The organism is Pseudarthrobacter sulfonivorans, from assembly GCF_031454915.1.
Classification (GTDB): domain Bacteria; phylum Actinomycetota; class Actinomycetes; order Actinomycetales; family Micrococcaceae; genus Arthrobacter; species Arthrobacter sulfonivorans_C.
On the sequence record NZ_JAVDRS010000001.1, the window covers coordinates 621,910 to 637,604 of the forward strand.

Sequence of the window (15,695 nt, forward strand, 5' to 3'; positions counted from 1 at the left end):
CGTGCTCCGCAAAACACGCTACCTAGTTCACCTTGACCGGTCGTCCGCGAGACGGAAACCGATACGTCAATTCGATTGATCTTGACGCCGAAACCATAGCACCGGAACGCCTGTGAGACCAGAGTTGCCAGTGTTACTCATGTTTCCCAGGGCATGACGCGATTTGCGTGGATCGTTCATGGCGTGAAGAGGCACTGCCATCCTCAAAGCTGCCTCGAAATGTAGGGCACGAGAGCCCTCGAGTACTCGGCGCTGATGTGTGAGTTGTCCCGGAAGACAATCACCGAGCCAACTACCGGATAGCACAGCTTCTGGTCGCAGAACTGCTCGCGCAGGCTCACTTGCTTGACGCCTTCGGGGACCATGGCCGCCCCGGCCCGGCCGATGGCCGTGTTGCCCGGATAGGCCTTTGAGCGCGGCAGCGCACAAGCCAGCGCATTCCCGGAATTCTTCGCCAGGCAGGTAGGCACCGACTGTCCATTGGTCCTGGGTGCGTCATCGAAGGCCACGACGCGTTTGCCTGCTGCCATCCATCCACGCCAAGCGTCCTCAAAGCCGTCGACGGCGGGATCCTGCAGTGTGCGGCCCTCCGGAGAAGCGAATGAGTAGGCGGTGGAATACGCGGCAGTGAAAACTGTGGAAATGCTCCTGTCGGCCGTGAGTGCGTCGTTCACCTTTTGGTTCCATGCCAGGCAACTGCGCTGGCCGTCCTCGTTTTTTTCGGACGGAAGTATTCGGCGGGCTGTCGTGGCTGGGCAGGAACTCTTCGTGTAGGTCTTCACGTGCCATTTCCGGGCGGCAGCCAACTCGTCCATGGCAGGAAACCATGCCGTCGCATGGGAGTCGCCGACAATGGCCACGGTGGCGGTGGCCTGTCCGGCGCTGACGCCGAGGTCACAGCTGACGACTTCAGGTGCCGTGATCCCGGCCTGGCAGCCCCGATACAGAGGCTCAGTGTTCTGTTTCGCAACCAGCGCCGGTCCCGGTGCCGGGGCGTCCTGTCCGGCGACGGATCCGCACTTATTGGCCGCGTTGAGGGCACCGGGGCCGTAGCAGGGCTGGGACCGCGCGCTGGTTGAAACACCCTCGCCGGCGTACGCGAGGGCTGCCAGGGCAAAACTCAGGCCCACGATGGTGGCCATGGCGCCGGCGCCAATCAGGTAGGTCCGAAGGTTCGAACGCAAAATCGCCCCCGTGCGGAGCGGATCCTCGATCAGGACCTTGGTGACCCAGGCAAGGCCGATGCCGGCCAGAAACAGGCCGACTTTGCCGGCAGTCTCCAAAGGCTGGCCGAATGCGAAGGGACAGATGGCAAGCAGCGGCCAGTGCCAGAGATAAATCCCGTAGGAGACGTCGCCAAGGAATGTGGCGGGCGTGCGGGACAGCCAATGGCGGGGGCCGGTAAGCCCTGTGCTGCCGGCACCGGCAATGACCAGCATGGTGCCGGCAACGGGAACCGCGGCTGTCCAGCCCGGGAAGGGAGTGGCAGATGTGTAGTAAAGGGCGGAGAATGCCACGAGCCCGAGCCCAAGCCATGCCAGCACGTTTCCAGGAATGCCTTTGAGTTGCCGCTCGCCGAGGGTGAGTGCCAACAGTGCGCCACCGGCAAATTCCCAGACGCGGGTGGGCGTGGCGAAATAGGCCACCGAGGGGTCTTGGGCCGTTGAAACGATTGACCAGGCAAAGGAGGCAGCACCTACGAAGGACAGTCCTGCGATCATGGCCACGCGGGGGGATGCCCATGGGCTGTCGGGGAAATACTTCGTAAGGCGCGAGGCCCCGTAGAGCAGGCCAAGCAGAATCAGGGGCCAGAAGACGTAAAACTGCTCTTCAACAGAAAGTGACCAGAAGTGCTGCACTGCGGTGGCATCGTTGTGCTGAGCCGAATAGTCGACAGCGTCGGATGCCAACGCCCAGTTCTGTACGTATAAACCACTGGCGGCGACCTGCCGCGCTGTTGTCTCCCACAGGGTCGGCGGCACCCACAGGAAGACTCCCGTTAGCGTGATGAGCAGGACAAAGATCGACGCCGGCAGCAATCGACGGATCCGTCTCGCCCAGAATTTCACGAGTGAAAGCCGGCCAGTCTTCTGCACCTCGCGGAACATGTGGGAAGTGATCAGAAAACCGGATATGACAAAAAAGACGTCCACGCCGACGTAGCCACCGCTCAAGTGCGTCGGCCAAAAGTGGTAGACAACGACCGCCATTACGGCCACTGCGCGCAGACCCTGGATCTCGGGCCGGAATTGAGCGGCACCTCCAGAGGACCCTGTCCTGCGAGATGCCCTCGAGCGTGTGTCGGAAGCAGTTGTTGGTAACACTTCGGGCATTTTACCGTTGCTTGCCCAAGACTCGATCAAGAGATGCCCCTGCATTCAACAGTTCGCGTTGCTCCGCTGACCCGCTCCTTGAAGTCCTCGGAAAATCCGAGGCTAGAATATGGCCATGAAAGTACTGGTCACCGGCGGCGCCGGCTACATCGGATCGCACACCACACTTTGTCTCCTCGAAGAAGGACACGAAGTGGTTGTCCTCGATAATTTGATGAACTCAAGCCCTGAATCGCTCCGCAGGGTGGAGCAGCTAACCGGCAAGACCGTTGAGTTCAAGAAACTTGACCTTCTTGATGCTGCCGCCGTCGACGAGCTCCTCGCCGAGGGCGGATTTGAAGCCGTCATCCACTTCGCCGGCTTGAAAGCCGTGGGGGAGTCAGTCGAAAAGCCGCTCATGTACTACCAGAACAACGTTGTGGGAACTCTGAACCTGCTGCACAGTATGGATGTGCATGGTGTCCGCCAGCTGGTGTTTAGCTCCTCGGCCACCGTTTACGGCGCGTCCGAAGAAGTGCCACTCATCGAAAAGGCGCCTTTGGACGCCACCAACCCCTATGGCCGAACCAAGGAACAGATCGAGGACATCCTCTCTGACCTGGGTGCCGCCGATCCGAGCTGGAGCATCGCTTTGCTCCGTTACTTCAACCCGGTGGGAGCGCACGAGTCTGGCCTGATCGGCGAAGATCCCAGTGGCATTCCCAATAACCTGCTGCCGTTTGTGGCTCAAGTCGCCGTGGGTCGCCGGGAAAAGGTCATGGTGTTCGGCAACGACTACCCGACAGCCGACGGTACCGGTGTTCGCGACTACATCCATGTCATGGATTTGGCAGCCGGCCATCTTGCTGCGCTTGGTTACCTCGCGGATAAGAAGGGCGTGTACCGCTGGAATCTCGGCACCGGTAAGGGGTCGTCCGTCTTGGAAGTCATCGAGGCTTTTGGCGCCGTCGTCGGCCGGCCCATCCCTTACGAGATTGGAGGTCGGCGCCCGGGGGACGCTGCGGTCAGCTACGCTGATCCGTCCGCGGCTTTGGCCGATCTGAGTTGGGCCGCCCGGCGTGACCTGCGTCAGATGTGCCAGGATCACTGGCGTTGGCAGGATTCGAATCCAATGGGCTACAAACAAGCCGAATAAAGCCAGCGGCAAGTCAATGCCCCGGTCTTAGCCGGGAAGCGACTGCAACGTTATCCACAACCCGCCGCATTTGACTTGGCGGCATGCTGTACTCTCCCTAGGCTGTATCCAAGTTGAACTGCCTCCGCCGGGGGCGGCAGTTGTATTGGGGAACTTATGGATGCCGTGCGCATCGTGGAAGATGAAGTCCGCGAGCTGATCCGCCGTCGCGGTCTGGATCCGCTACGTCAGGCCGGTGAGGTCCGCCGCCTGGTGGAGGCGGCTGTCAGCGACTATGACGAGCGAGCCTTGATGGGGCCGCTGCCTCCGATTGGTCCGCTGGAGGCCGCGCGGAGGTTTGTCTTTGATGCTGTTGCCGGATTCGGCGTACTCCAGCCGCTGTTGGACGACCCCTCCATCGAGGAGGTCTGGATCAATGCGCCCAACGAAATTTATGTTGCGCGGAACGGTGAATCAGAGCTGACGTCCCTCAGCCTCACTGACCAGCAGGTGCGCGATCTGGTGGAGCGCATGCTGAAGAGTTCGGGCCGACGCCTGGACATGTCATCACCCTTCGTTGACGCCGCCTTGCCTGACGGCTCCAGGCTCCATGTGGTCATCCCGGACGTCACCCGCCGGCACTGGGCGGTGAATATCCGGAAGTTCGTGGTGAAGGCCAGCAGGCTTGAGCATCTGGTCGAGTTGGGCACGCTGACTCCGCAGTCCGCCCGGTTCCTCGGTGCGGCCGTGGCCAGCGGACTGAACATCCTCGTCTCAGGAGCCACACAGGCGGGCAAGACCACAATGCTCAACTGCCTTGCTGCGAGTATCGGCAGCCGCGAACGGGTCATCACGGTTGAGGAAATCTTCGAACTGCAGCTTCCACTGAGGGACGTCGTTGGGCTCCAATGCCGGCAGCCCAACCTTGAGGGAGAGGGCGAGATTCCCCTGCGGCGCCTTGTTAAGGAAGCGCTGCGGATGCGCCCGGACCGCCTGGTGGTGGGAGAAGTCAGGGAAGCCGAAAGCCTCGACATGCTGATCGCCTTAAATAGTGGCCTTCCCGGGATGTGTACCGTCCACGCCAACTCTGCGCGCGACGCGGTGACCAAGATATGCACGCTGCCATTGCTGGCCGGCGAAAACATTTCCTCGGCGTTTGTTGTGCCCACGGTGGCGTCCTGCATCGACCTGGTGGTCCACTGCAGCCGGCAACTCAACGGACGCCGGCAAGTCACCGAAATCCTCTCCCTTGGCCGCCGCGTCGAGAACGGCATCATAGAGTCGTCCATGGTTTTCGCGATGGCGGATGGCCAGCTGAAGCCGCGGGCAAACTCCATGCCGGCGGCGGAAAAGTTTTCCCGCTCAGGGTACGACGTCGCTACGCTCCTGGAGCCGCGCTGATGGCCCCGCTGTTCGGGGTACTCGCCGGAACCGGGCTCTTCCTCATCTGGTGGTCTTTCTGGGAGAAGCCCGCAGCGCGGAAGCGCCGTCCGCGGGTGAGCCGCATCGAGGACTTGCTCGCCTCGGCCGGAATCGAAAAGGTCACGGCGACCGGCCTGGTTGCCTCGTGCCTGGGACTGGGCATGTTTGTGGTCCTTGTCTTCTTTGTGGTCAGCCGGTCATGGCCCATGTCCCTTTGCTTCGGACTGTTCGGCGCCTGGCTCCCCGTGAGTATTGTCCGTTGGCGGGCAAACCGAAGGACGGCTGTGTTGCGCCAACTCTGGCCGGATGTTGTTGATCATCTGCGCTCCGCCATCCGTGCCGGGCTTTCTTTGCCTGAGGCTTTGATCCAGCTGGGGGAGAAGGGCCCGGAGGAGCTCAGGCATGTCTTCCGCGACTTCGGTGCTGACTACCGGGCCGGCGGCCAGTTTGATGCGTCGCTCAACAGGCTCAAGGAGCGGCTGGCGGATCCGGTTGCAGACAGGATCGTTGAGGCGCTGAGACTGACCCGCGAGGTGGGCGGCTCGGACCTGGGCAAGCTCCTTGGCACGCTCGCGGAGTTCCTCCGTGAAAACGCGCGCACCCGCAGTGAACTTGAGGCCCGGCAGTCCTGGACGGTCAACGCCGCCCGCCTGGCGGTTGCCGCTCCCTGGATTGTGATGCTCCTTCTGGCCACCCGGCCCGAGGCCGTGGATGCGTACAACACGCCCATGGGGGCTGGCGTCCTCCTGGGCGGTCTGGTGGTCTCGCTCATCTGCTACTCCATCATGCTGCGCATCGGCGCCCTTCCCCAGGAGGAGAGGGTGCTGCGATGAACGGCATCTCCGCAGCGGCAGTTGTTTGCGGCATCGTTCTCGGCGTTGGCCTGTGGCTGCTGTTCGTCAGGTTGCCGTTCATGCGGCCCCTCACCTTCGCCGAGCGCATCGAGCCGCAGCTGAAATCGCAAAACCTGGAATCCCGGCTGCTTCGTGCCAGCGGGCAGAATGCCACGCCCTTCGGACCGCTGGAACGGATTGTGCGTCCGCTGCTTCACGACGGCCTCACCGCCCTCGGCAGGCTTAACCTTGGATCGAAGGCGCTGACCCGCCGGCTGGTGCAGGCCGGGGTCAACAAATCACCAGTGGATTTCAGGGCCGAGCAACTGCTCTGGGCTGCCGCGGGATTCGCCCTGTCACTGGCGCTCGTCATTCTGAGCGCAGCGGCCGGCCGTTTCACTCCGTTCCTCGCAGTTGTGGCGGTGCTGGGAAGCGCCCTCGGCGGATTTCTCTTCCGCGACTTCTGGCTGGGCGTCCAGATCAGCAAACGGGAGTCCAGGATGACGGCTGAATTTCCCAGCCTTGCGGAGCTGATGGCACTTGCCGTTGGCGCCGGCGAAAGTGCCACCGGCGCACTGGACCGGGTCTGCCGCAGCGCCAACGGCGAGCTGGCCAAGGAATTTTCCAAGATCCTCGCTGAAACCCGGGCAGGCAAACCTCTTGTGGAAGCGCTCCAGGAGTTTTCCGCCCGGACCGATCTTGGACCGCTCGTACGATTCGTTGACGGCATCATCGTCGCAGTCGAACGCGGCACACCTCTGGCGGACGTCCTCAGGGCTCAGGCCCAGGACGTCCGGGACACCGCAAAACGGGACCTGATGGAGTCGGCGGGCAAGAAAGAAATCGCCATGATGGTTCCCTTGGTCTTTGGTGTCCTTCCTTTAACAGTGGTGTTTGCGGTGTTCCCCGGCATCGCGGCCATCAGTCTTGGACTGTAGCCATGACCATCGCTCAACTGAAAGATCCACCTGCAACCATCGACCACCCGCATTACTCACTGAATGGGACGAAATGAAGAACTTGGGAATTTCGAGCAGAGTGCTGCTCCTTGCCTTGCTGGCTGGCCTGTGGGCATGGACCGTAGCTTCTGCATCGGGAAGCGGACACACGGGAAGCGGACACAGCCAGGAAGGTTCCGATAGTCCAATTCAGGACCACCCGGAACGGGGTGACGTGCCGGGTTGGGTGATGATCACTTTGATGTCCGCGGTCCTCGTGGCGGCATTGCTCGCCCTGGCAGGCCCTGCTCTCGAAACGATGTTCAACCAGGCCATGGACAAGGTCGGAAAATAGGATATGCCAGGCTGGCACAGGGAGGAACGAGGCTCCGCGGTGGTGGACTTTGTCATGGTGGGCGGGCTGCTTACCATGTTCTTCCTGGCCATCATCCAGCTCACCCTGGTCCTGCACGTCCGCAATACGCTCATTGATGCTGCCGCCTCCGGCGCACGCTATGGAACACTCGCCGACCGGGGAACATCGGATGCTGAGGAACGGGCAAGGACCCTGATTGGTGCTGCACTCAACGCCGAGTTCGCGCAGGACATCAGCACCGCCGAAGTGACGTTCCAGGGCCTGCGCACCCTCGAAGTGACCATCAAAGCGCCCTTGCCCGTGATCGGACTGATCGGCCCACGGGACCTGCTGGAGGTGAAGGGACATGCGGCCATCCAGCCGTGACACCCTTCGGGCCCGTTTCAAGGTTCGGATCCGACTCAGCGAAAGGTTCAGGAAGGCCCTCTCCGCGGAGCGCCGGGAAGAGGGGAGCGCCGTCGTCGAGTTCACCTTCCTGGCGCTGCTGCTGATGATCCCGCTTGTGTACTTCATCATCACTGTGGGCCAGATCCAGGGCGGCTCTTTTGCCGTGGTGGGCGCCGCAGACCAGGCCGCGAAAGTCTTCGTTGCGCAGCCGGATGCCGAGTCTGCCCTGGCCGCCGCCGAGCAGGCGGCCGTTATCGCACTCGCGGATTTTGGCCACGAAGCCAGCGCCGCCCGCGTCTCCACACGCTGCGATCCTGCCGACTGCCAAGCCGCCGGAACGGCCGTCACCGTCACCGTGCAACTCTCCGTGCCGCTGCCCTTCGTTCCCTTCAACGATGACTTCAGGCTTCGGGCCACCGAAGTTGAGGCATCATCCACTCAACTGGTCGGCAGGTTCAGGTGAGCGCCGAACGCCCCGGGCAGGCAGCAGAAGATGGTCAGATGACCGTGATGATTGTCGGCTACGTGCTGCTGGCCCTGCTGGTGGTCACCGTGGTCATTGGCATCTCAAGCGTCCATCTTGAGCACAAACGGCTGCTGTCCCTGGCCGACGGCGCCTCGCTCGCCGCCGCTGACAGCTACACCCTGGGTGAGGTTGCGGGGGAGAGCGGGCGCCCCTCCACTACCCTCGGCTCCGAGCGCGTCAGGAACGTTGCGGCGGATTTCCTGGCCAGGAGCCCGTCGTCGACCCGATTCGACGGGTTGGCCGTGACAGGCGCGACGGGCAGCCCGGACGGATCCACCGCCGTCGTTGTCCTCAGCACGGTGGTCCACCCGCCGGTGGTGAACTTCCTGGTGCCTGACGGCATCCGGATCGAAGCAGCATCCACCGCCCGTTCACGTCTGACTCGCTGACCGGGAGCGGGAGAGTCCGGGCCTCGGGCCGGATAGCGTAGGCTTAAACAACCATGGCCAATATTGATTTTTCCGCAGAAATCCGCGCCCTTCGCGCCACGTACCACTCCATCGAGCGAGTCAGTGATGTCGAGGCTTTGAAGGAAGACATCGCCGAACTAAGCGAGCGCGCGGGCGAACCGGACCTGTGGGATGATCCCGCCGCGGCCCAGAAGATCACCTCCCGGCTCTCGCACCGCCAGTCCGAGCTTGAGCGGCTGAACAAGCTTGTGTCGCGGATCGACGACCTGGAAGTTCTGGTGGAACTCGGCCAGGACGAGGACGACGCCGACTCCATGGGCGAGGCGGCCACCGAACTTGAGTCGATCCGGAAGTCGCTGAAGGAACTGGAAGTGGTCACGCTGCTGTCTGGTGAGTACGACGAGCGTGAAGCCGTGGTGTCCATCCGTGCCGGAGCGGGCGGTGTGGATGCCGCAGACTTCGCAGAAATGCTCATGCGCATGTACCTTCGCTGGGCAGAGCGCCACGGTTACCCCACCACGGTGATGGACACGTCCTATGCCGAAGAAGCGGGTCTCAAGTCTGCAACGTTCGAAGTCAAGGCTCCCTATGCCTTCGGCACCTTGAGCGTTGAGGCTGGCACGCACCGGCTGGTGCGGATCAGCCCCTTTGATAACCAGGGCCGCCGCCAGACGTCCTTCGCAGCCGTAGAGGTCATTCCGCTTATCGAGTCCACGGACTCCATCGACATTCCGGATAACGAGATCCGTGTGGACGTCTTCCGATCGTCCGGCCCGGGCGGTCAGTCCGTTAACACCACGGACTCCGCGGTGCGCCTCACGCACATCCCCACCGGCACCGTAGTGTCCATGCAGAACGAAAAGTCACAGCTCCAGAACCGGGCCGCCGCCATGCGCGTTCTGCAGTCCCGCCTCCTTCTGCTGAAGAAGGAGCAGGAGGACGCCGAGAAAAAGGCGTTCGCCGGTGACGTGAAGGCGTCCTGGGGCGACCAGATGCGCTCCTATGTCCTGAACCCCTACCAGATGGTCAAGGACCTCCGCACCGAACACGAGGTGGGCAACACCTCTGCGGTGTTTGACGGCGAGATTGACGACTTCATCGACGCGGGGATTCGCTGGCGGACTGACAACCGCAACGCAGAGAAGTAACACCGCAGGGCCTACCAGGTAGGCCTGATCCTGCGACACACCCCCGTTGCCCCCGAAAACCGGCCAAAAGACTGCGTATAGTCGAGGAGCCGGGGCTCCTAATTCCCCAAACGAATGCCCGTGCGCCGGCTGCAGATCTGGGCTGCATCAGTAGTGCCCTGCAGGGTAATTAGGGCCATGATCCGATTCGAAAATGTCACCAAGGTTTACGACCAGACGGCCAAGCCTGCGCTGGACGATATCAGCCTTGAGATTGACCGTGGTGAGTTCGCCTTCCTCGTGGGCGCTTCCGGATCCGGAAAGTCCACATTCCTGCGGCTGGTCCTTAAGGAAGACCGGGCCTCTTCGGGTGCGGTCTACGTGGCCGGCCAGAACGTCGCCAAGATATCCAGCTGGCGGGTGCCGAGGCTGCGCCGCGGAATCGGCGTAGTCTTCCAGGACTTCCGGCTCCTTCCGCAGAAGAACGTGTTCGCCAACGTTGCCTTTGCGATGCAGGTCATCGGCAAGAGCCGCAGCGTCATCCGTGACACCGTGCCCGAAGTCCTCAAGACCGTTGGCCTGGAAGGCAAGGAAAACCGCCTTCCCCACGAACTCTCCGGCGGCGAGCAGCAGCGTGTGGCCATCGCCCGCGCGGTGGTCAACCGACCTGGCATCCTCCTCGCCGACGAACCCACCGGCAACCTTGACCCCACTACCTCGATGGGCATCATGGGCGTGCTGGACAAGATCAACCAAAACGGCACCACGGTGGTTATGGCCACACATGACGACGACATCGTCAACGAGATGCGCAAACGTGTGGTGGAACTCAAGAACGGCATCGTCATCCGCGACGAAGCCAAGGCGCTGTACACCTCCATGATTCCGGTGGTCGGCCAGTCACGCCGTCTAAAGGACGCCAGCGGCCGGGATGAGGAACCGCCCACGCCGGGGGACCGCCAGCACGGTCCAGGGGAGGAACAGCGATGAGGCTCGCGTTTATCCTCGGTGAGATCGGCAGCGGCCTGCGCCGCAACGTCTCCATGGTGGTCTCGGTCATCCTGGTCACCTTTGTGTCCCTGACCTTTGTAGGTGCCGCAGGCATGTTGCAGCTCCAGATCAACCAGATGAAGGGCTTCTGGTACGACAAAGTCCAGGTGGCCGTTTTCCTTTGCAGTGACGGGTCGACGGCGGCCGGTTGCGCCACAGGGCCGGTCACCCCGGAGCAACAGGACAACCTGCAGGCCCTGCTGGAGTCACCGGCAGTGGCCCAATACGTCAACGATTTCCAGTTCGAGTCCAAGGAAGAGGCCTACAACCACTTCAAGGACCAGTTCTCCAACTCTCCGATCGTCGATTCAGTCACGCCTGACCAGCTCCCCGCATCCTTTCGAATCAACATGAAGGATCCGGAGAAATACCAGATCATCAGCGAGACGTTCTCCTCCCAGCCCGGCGTGGAAACGGTCATTGACCAACGCCAACTGCTGGAGCGGCTGTTCTCTGCCATGAACGCGGCGTCCCTCGTGGCTGTCAGCATCGCCGGTGTCATGATTGTCTGCGCCATCCTCCTGATCGCCACCACCATCCGGTTGTCGGCGTTCAGCCGCCGCCGCGAGACAGGGATCATGCGCCTGGTGGGTGCGTCCAAGATGGTCATCCAGCTGCCGTTCATCCTCGAGGGTGTGATCGCCGCTGTGATCGGCGCGGCACTGGCCTCCGGAACCCTGTGGGCTGTGGCGCATTTCTTCCTCGGCGAGTTCCTCTCCAAGCAGTATCCGGACACGGCGTTCATCTCGCCCGGACAGACGCTGATCCTGACACCGGCCCTGCTAATCCTTGGCGCATCCTTGGCAGGAATTTCGTCTCTCTTGACCTTACGCAGATATTTGAAGGTCTAGGCTGTGCAAACCGAACAAGGAATCCTGATGAACGCATTGCACCGAACTGCGCCCCGACACCGGGCCGAAAGCCTGGCACCTGCACGCCGCCGAACTGGCATACTCAGCGGCGTCCTGGCGCTGCTTCTTGCCGCAAGCCTGGGCGCGTCTGCCCCGGTGGCGCACGCTGATGAACTCGAAGACAAACGCGCCGCCCTCGAAGCCGAAGCTGCCCGCGTGCAGCAGTCCCTCGAGTTCGTGGACTCCCGCATCGCGAAGGCAGCCGGTGACCTGGTGATCTACCAGGGGCAGTTGCCCGGTGCCCAGCAGGCGCTCCTGGAAGCTCAGGGACGTGTCGCCAGTGCCGTCAAGGAAGTGGAAGCACTGACCGCGCGGGTAGATCTTGCGCAGCAGAACAAAGCCAAAATCACCCAGCAGCTTGAGGCCGATAAGCAAAAAATCGCCGACACCAAGAAGCTGATCGGCCAGATCGCCACGCAGGCCTACAAGTCCGGCGGCGTACCCTCGAACCTGACACTGTTTTTCGGTGCCAACAACGGCGGCAGCCTCACAGAGACCATGGACCTTGCGGACCAGGCCATGCGGAGCCAGAACGCCGCCATGGACAAGCTGTCACAGCAAAGTGCCACCAACGTGAATTCCCAGGCCCGGCTCGAAGCCGTCGAGGCGGAGATCAGGGACCTCAAGGCCAAGGCAGACGCCGCCCTGGAAAAGGAGAAAGCTGCCCGCGACGAGGCTGCTGCAAAGAAGGCGCAGGTTGACAAGCTGATCGCCGATACCACCCGCCTCGACGCCGAGCTCCAGGCGGCCAAACCCGGTATCCAGAGTCAGTTGGCGGCCGTTGAGGCCAGCCAGAACGCCGTTGCCAACGAAATTGCCGAACGCGACCGCAGGCTTCGAGAAGCCTGGGAGGCGGAACAGCGCCGCATCGCGGCGGCAGCTGCCGCCGCTGCCCGCGCGCAGGGCCAGGCCGCTAAGCCTTACGCTCCGGTGACCGGATCGCCGTCGGCCTTTGGCTTGCGGCACCCGTTCTCGGGTGGCGTGCCCATCACCTCCGGCTTCGGCTGGCGCTCCACCCCGCCGGGAACCATCGATTTCTACGGTCAGGGTGGCTACGTCCACACCGGCATCGACTTTGGAGCCGCCTGCGGCACCCCCGTCTATGCGGCGGCGGCCGGCGAGGTCTTCTCCACAGGCTGGAGTTCCGCCGACGGCGGCGGCTGGCGCGTGAAGCTGTCCCATGGAGTGGTCCAGGGCAATTCCCTGACAACGATCGTTTACCACAACAGCAGCGTGGTGGTCTCCAACGGCCAGCAGGTATCGCAGGGCCAGCTCATTGCCTACTCCGGCAACACCGGCAACTCAACGGGCTGCCACGCACACTTTGAAACCTGGCTCAACGGTGCTGCCGTCGACCCGATGCAGCTGCTGTAACGCCGGTCCGCGCCTGCCGTACACTGGTATGACTCCGCGCCGGACCGGCCGGAGCCAACCAGGATCCAAGAACTGAGGAGTTCCACCGTGCCCAAAGAAAGTGGCCGTAAAGTGGTGGCCACCAACCGCAAGGCCCGGCATGACTACCACGTGCTGGACACCTACGAGGCCGGCATTGCCCTGATGGGCACCGAAGTAAAATCTCTGCGCGAGGGGCACGCGTCCATGGTGGACGGATTCTGCACCTTCTACAACGACGAGTTGTGGATGGAAGGCATCCACATCCCGGAGTACAACCAGGGCAGCTGGACCAACCACGCCGCCCGCCGCAGGCGCAAGCTGCTGCTGCACCGCGAGGAGCTCATCAAGATCTCCCACAAGGTCAGGGAGTCCGGCTTCACCATCGTCCCGCTGCAGCTGTACTTCGTCGACGGACGGGCCAAGGTGGAAATCGGCGTCGCCCGCGGTAAGCGCGAATACGACAAGCGACAGACCCTGCGCGAACAGCAGGACAACCGGGAAGCGCTGCGCGAGATCCGGGAACGCAACCGCCGCTAGCGTGCATGCCGCCGGTAGGAATGATTTCTGCCGGACATGCGTTATGATGAATAGTCCGGCAGGGATTGGTGCTTGCACCGCCCAGTCGGTTTGATAACAAAATACGGGGATGATCGGTTTCGACGATGTTAGTCGCGACAGGTGAAGCGGGCCGAGGATGCAGAATTATCTCGTAAACGCTGTCTGCAAACCAATAAGTGCCGAATCAAAACGCACTGACTTCGCTCTCGCTGCCTAAGCAGTAAGACAGTCCGTCAGCCCGAGGTTGCTATTGCCCCGGATCCTGGCGTCATTTAGATAGCCACTGCTGTTTACCTCCGTCATCGGGGTAAACGGGACTCTTAGATGACTGGGCCCGGATCAGCCAGCTGTTTGCAGCATGGCTGGGGCCGAGAAAATCCGACGCAAACTGCGCCCGGAGAAGCCCTGACAACACGACATCGGACGGGGGTTCAATTCCCCCCATCTCCACATTTTGAATGTCGCAAGACATTACCAGAAGACCCGGACCTCGTGTCCGGGTCTTCTGGTATTTAAGGCCGGCGGCATACCATCCGGCCCGCAGCCGTCGTAAGCCGCTGTTCACCGACGGCGTAGCCGGTGCGGGACTACCCGCCGCCATGCCGTGGTTGTCCACAATAGGATCCGGCGCAGCGCTGATGTCTGGAAGCCGGAGTCATACAAGGCAGCCAGGAGGTGCGCCATGGAATCGGCCCGTAGACCCCATGCAGAAGAGTACGACGACGGTGCGCTGGACTCGTATTCGGCAACAGTGATGCGCGTGGCTGAGGCGGTCACGCCGCACGTTGCAGCCATTGAGATGACCAGCAACCGGCGGAACGGCCGGTTCCGCGTGGGTGCCGGCTCCGCGGTGCTTTTCACCGAAGACGGTTATCTCCTGACGAATTCGCACGTGGTGGCGGGCACGCACCAGGGCCATGCCGCCTTTGCCGACGGCAGCCGGACCGACCTTGAATTGGTGGGAGTGGATCCGTTGTCCGACCTTGCCGTGGTTCGCGGGAGGGCACCAAGAGTTGCGCCGGCTCAGTTCGGCGATGCCGAGACCTTGCGCGTGGGCCAGTTGGTCATCGCCGTGGGAAATCCGCTCGGACTGGCGGGTTCGGTCACAGCGGGTGTGGTCAGTGGCTTGGGCCGGGCCATTCCCGTGTGGCAAGGCAGTAACCGGCGGGTGATCGAGGACGTCATCCAGACCGATGCTGCCCTCAATGCCGGCAGCTCCGGCGGCGCCCTGGCCGATTCGCACGGAAGGATCGTGGGAATCAACACCGCCGTGGCCGGCGCCGGGCTTGGCCTGGCTGTACCCATCAACGCCACAACACGGCGGATCATCTCCGCGCTGCTGAAGGACGGCCGGGTCAGGCGGGCGTACCTCGGTGTTGTCAGCACTCCCAGCAGGCTCGGCGCCAGTGCGGTGATCAGGACCGGTCAACGGGACGGACTGAGGGTAGTGGAAGTGCTCGCGGGATCACCCGCGGACCGGGCCGGCCTTCAGGCGGGTGACTTCATCCTGACAGCCGGAAGCCGCCCCGTCAGCAACGCCGAAAGCCTTCAGAAGCTGCTGTTCGCCGACGCGATCGGCCAGCCGCTGCCGATCAGGGTGCTGCGGGACGGCAAGGAACTGGATCTTGTGGCACTACCGGAAGAAATGGCAGCAAACGGATAACTGCTACCGGCGCTTCTTCAGGTGCGCCACCGGATCCTGTGCGCCTTCGATCGGGTTCTTCGCCTTTTTCTCCGCGCGTTTTTCCTTGATGGTCTTGACTGGCTTTTTGTTCAGCTGCTGGTGTGGTGACTTGTCCGGCATTGCGTGCTCCTTACGACGCGGGACGGGATGCGTCCCACTTCGTAAAATACGCCTGATCGGCGCCGAATGAAATGCCCGGAATCAGGCCGGAGCGGAGACGTCGGCGATGCCCACAAAACGGGTCCCGACGCCGTCGAACTCGCTCCTGATGAAGCCCGTCCGGGGCCTCGGCACCTCATCCGGAGAGTGGTGTTCGCACACGACATAGGTGAAGTCCGGCCACCACTTCTTGGGACGCGCCGCTTCCTCGTAGCCGCAAACAGCGCATTCGAGGTGCACCCATACCGGGCGCTTGCCCGTGCGGTTGGCCCGCGACTGGACCAGCCAGGCCGGCGGGTTGTCCAGGATTTCGCCCAGCTCCGCCTCGGTGAGGCGTTTGGGGATGCCATGGCGCTGGGCCATTTCCATCGGTACATCAAGGGCAATTGCCGCGTCGCGTCTGCTAATCATCAGAGTCAACGATACGGGACGGGACCAAACCCGCCGGTTTGAACGCCGTCGCCACAGGGGT

The 15,695-nt window shown here is 62.5% G+C and carries 17 protein-coding genes and 1 other RNA gene; 15 read left to right on the forward strand and 3 right to left on the reverse strand.

Going from position 1 to position 15,695, the window contains the following annotated elements; translation table 11 throughout:
• Positions 1 to 203: 203 nt before the first annotated feature.
• Positions 204 to 2,378, reverse strand: coding sequence for an acyltransferase family protein (locus J2808_RS02780; RefSeq protein WP_309811249.1), 2,175 nt, complete (start codon positions 2,376 to 2,378; stop codon positions 204 to 206).
• 70 nt (positions 2,379 to 2,448) lie between these two features.
• Here J2808_RS02780 and galE point away from each other — a divergent pair, with 70 nt between their 5' ends.
• From galE to J2808_RS02855, 15 genes are all read left to right on the forward strand, one after another.
• Positions 2,449 to 3,468 (forward strand): UDP-glucose 4-epimerase GalE, encoded by a 1,020-nt coding sequence (gene galE, locus J2808_RS02785; RefSeq protein ID WP_309811251.1) that lies wholly within the window; start codon positions 2,449 to 2,451, stop codon positions 3,466 to 3,468.
• Between the two features lie 156 nt (positions 3,469 to 3,624).
• Positions 3,625 to 4,848 carry a CpaF family protein gene (locus J2808_RS02790; protein ID WP_309811253.1) on the forward strand — a complete coding sequence of 408 codons (1,224 nt, stop codon included), beginning with the start codon at positions 3,625 to 3,627 and terminating at the stop codon, positions 4,846 to 4,848.
• On the forward strand, positions 4,848 to 5,702 hold the full coding sequence (locus tag J2808_RS02795) for a type II secretion system F family protein (protein WP_309811255.1): 855 nt from the start codon (positions 4,848 to 4,850) through the stop codon (positions 5,700 to 5,702). Before J2808_RS02790 ends, J2808_RS02795 begins: the two co-directional genes overlap by 1 nt.
• Positions 5,699 to 6,640, forward strand: coding sequence for a type II secretion system F family protein (locus J2808_RS02800; RefSeq protein ID WP_309811258.1), 942 nt, complete (start codon positions 5,699 to 5,701; stop codon positions 6,638 to 6,640). Before J2808_RS02795 ends, J2808_RS02800 begins: the two co-directional genes overlap by 4 nt.
• 73 nt (positions 6,641 to 6,713) lie before the next feature.
• Positions 6,714 to 6,995 (forward strand): hypothetical protein, encoded by a 282-nt coding sequence (locus J2808_RS02805; RefSeq protein WP_309811259.1) that lies wholly within the window; start codon positions 6,714 to 6,716, stop codon positions 6,993 to 6,995.
• A 3-nt stretch (positions 6,996 to 6,998) separates the two neighbouring features.
• Positions 6,999 to 7,382, forward strand: a complete 384-nt coding sequence (locus J2808_RS02810; protein WP_309811261.1) for a TadE family protein — start codon at positions 6,999 to 7,001, stop codon at positions 7,380 to 7,382.
• Complete coding sequence (locus J2808_RS02815) at positions 7,363 to 7,866, forward strand: hypothetical protein (RefSeq protein WP_309811264.1); 504 nt, start codon at positions 7,363 to 7,365, stop codon at positions 7,864 to 7,866. Before J2808_RS02810 ends, J2808_RS02815 begins: the two co-directional genes overlap by 20 nt.
• 38 nt (positions 7,867 to 7,904) lie before the next feature.
• Positions 7,905 to 8,318, forward strand: coding sequence for a pilus assembly protein TadG-related protein (locus J2808_RS02820; RefSeq protein WP_309811267.1), 414 nt, complete (start codon positions 7,905 to 7,907; stop codon positions 8,316 to 8,318).
• A gap of 53 nt (positions 8,319 to 8,371) precedes the next feature.
• Positions 8,372 to 9,487 carry a peptide chain release factor 2 gene (prfB, locus tag J2808_RS02825; protein WP_309811271.1) on the forward strand — a complete coding sequence of 372 codons (1,116 nt, stop codon included), beginning with the start codon at positions 8,372 to 8,374 and terminating at the stop codon, positions 9,485 to 9,487.
• Between the two features lie 177 nt (positions 9,488 to 9,664).
• Positions 9,665 to 10,456 (forward strand): cell division ATP-binding protein FtsE, encoded by a 792-nt coding sequence (gene ftsE, locus J2808_RS02830; RefSeq protein WP_309811273.1) that lies wholly within the window; start codon positions 9,665 to 9,667, stop codon positions 10,454 to 10,456.
• Entirely contained in the window at positions 10,453 to 11,367 is a 915-nt protein-coding gene (gene ftsX, locus J2808_RS02835) for a permease-like cell division protein FtsX (protein WP_309811276.1), read from the forward strand. Before ftsE ends, ftsX begins: the two co-directional genes overlap by 4 nt.
• Before the next feature lie 27 nt (positions 11,368 to 11,394).
• Positions 11,395 to 12,801: a peptidoglycan DD-metalloendopeptidase family protein gene (locus tag J2808_RS02840; protein WP_309811279.1), complete on the forward strand. Its 1,407-nt coding sequence runs from the start codon at positions 11,395 to 11,397 to the stop codon at positions 12,799 to 12,801.
• 87 nt (positions 12,802 to 12,888) lie between these two features.
• Positions 12,889 to 13,359 (forward strand): SsrA-binding protein SmpB, encoded by a 471-nt coding sequence (smpB, locus tag J2808_RS02845; RefSeq protein ID WP_309811281.1) that lies wholly within the window; start codon positions 12,889 to 12,891, stop codon positions 13,357 to 13,359.
• 105 nt (positions 13,360 to 13,464) lie between these two features.
• Positions 13,465 to 13,833, forward strand: a transfer-messenger RNA (tmRNA) gene (ssrA, locus tag J2808_RS02850).
• Between the two features lie 229 nt (positions 13,834 to 14,062).
• Positions 14,063 to 15,043 carry a S1C family serine protease gene (locus J2808_RS02855; RefSeq protein WP_309811284.1) on the forward strand — a complete coding sequence of 327 codons (981 nt, stop codon included), beginning with the start codon at positions 14,063 to 14,065 and terminating at the stop codon, positions 15,041 to 15,043.
• Positions 15,044 to 15,046: 3 nt separating this feature from the next.
• Here the strand turns inward: J2808_RS02855 and J2808_RS02860 are convergent, their stop codons facing one another.
• Both J2808_RS02860 and J2808_RS02865 read right to left on the reverse strand, forming a co-directional pair.
• Positions 15,047 to 15,184 carry a hypothetical protein gene (locus J2808_RS02860; protein ID WP_190989671.1) on the reverse strand — a complete coding sequence of 46 codons (138 nt, stop codon included), beginning with the start codon at positions 15,182 to 15,184 and terminating at the stop codon, positions 15,047 to 15,049.
• An 81-nt stretch (positions 15,185 to 15,265) separates the two neighbouring features.
• The gene (locus tag J2808_RS02865) at positions 15,266 to 15,634 is read right to left on the reverse strand and encodes a hypothetical protein (protein ID WP_309811290.1); all 369 of its coding nucleotides are present in this window, start codon (positions 15,632 to 15,634) and stop codon (positions 15,266 to 15,268) included.
• Positions 15,635 to 15,695 lie beyond the last annotated feature (61 nt).

Coding starts and splice junctions, on each gene's coding strand:
- J2808_RS02800 (WP_309811258.1), top strand. CDS start 5,699: ATGAACGGCATCTCCGCAGCGGCAGTTGTTTGCGGCATCGTTCTCGGC.
- J2808_RS02780 (WP_309811249.1), bottom strand. CDS start 2,378: ATGCAGGGGCATCTCTTGATCGAGTCTTGGGCAAGCAACGGTAAAATG.
- ftsX (WP_309811276.1), top strand. CDS start 10,453: ATGAGGCTCGCGTTTATCCTCGGTGAGATCGGCAGCGGCCTGCGCCGC.
- J2808_RS02855 (WP_309811284.1), top strand. CDS start 14,063: ATGGAATCGGCCCGTAGACCCCATGCAGAAGAGTACGACGACGGTGCG.
- J2808_RS02805 (WP_309811259.1), top strand. CDS start 6,714: ATGAAGAACTTGGGAATTTCGAGCAGAGTGCTGCTCCTTGCCTTGCTG.
- J2808_RS02815 (WP_309811264.1), top strand. CDS start 7,363: ATGCGGCCATCCAGCCGTGACACCCTTCGGGCCCGTTTCAAGGTTCGG.
- galE (WP_309811251.1), top strand. CDS start 2,449: ATGAAAGTACTGGTCACCGGCGGCGCCGGCTACATCGGATCGCACACC.
- ftsE (WP_309811273.1), top strand. CDS start 9,665: ATGATCCGATTCGAAAATGTCACCAAGGTTTACGACCAGACGGCCAAG.
- prfB (WP_309811271.1), top strand. CDS start 8,372: ATGGCCAATATTGATTTTTCCGCAGAAATCCGCGCCCTTCGCGCCACG.
- J2808_RS02810 (WP_309811261.1), top strand. CDS start 6,999: ATGCCAGGCTGGCACAGGGAGGAACGAGGCTCCGCGGTGGTGGACTTT.
- J2808_RS02865 (WP_309811290.1), bottom strand. CDS start 15,634: ATGATTAGCAGACGCGACGCGGCAATTGCCCTTGATGTACCGATGGAA.
- J2808_RS02860 (WP_190989671.1), bottom strand. CDS start 15,184: ATGCCGGACAAGTCACCACACCAGCAGCTGAACAAAAAGCCAGTCAAG.
- J2808_RS02790 (WP_309811253.1), top strand. CDS start 3,625: ATGGATGCCGTGCGCATCGTGGAAGATGAAGTCCGCGAGCTGATCCGC.
- J2808_RS02820 (WP_309811267.1), top strand. CDS start 7,905: ATGACCGTGATGATTGTCGGCTACGTGCTGCTGGCCCTGCTGGTGGTC.
- J2808_RS02840 (WP_309811279.1), top strand. CDS start 11,395: ATGAACGCATTGCACCGAACTGCGCCCCGACACCGGGCCGAAAGCCTG.
- J2808_RS02795 (WP_309811255.1), top strand. CDS start 4,848: ATGGCCCCGCTGTTCGGGGTACTCGCCGGAACCGGGCTCTTCCTCATC.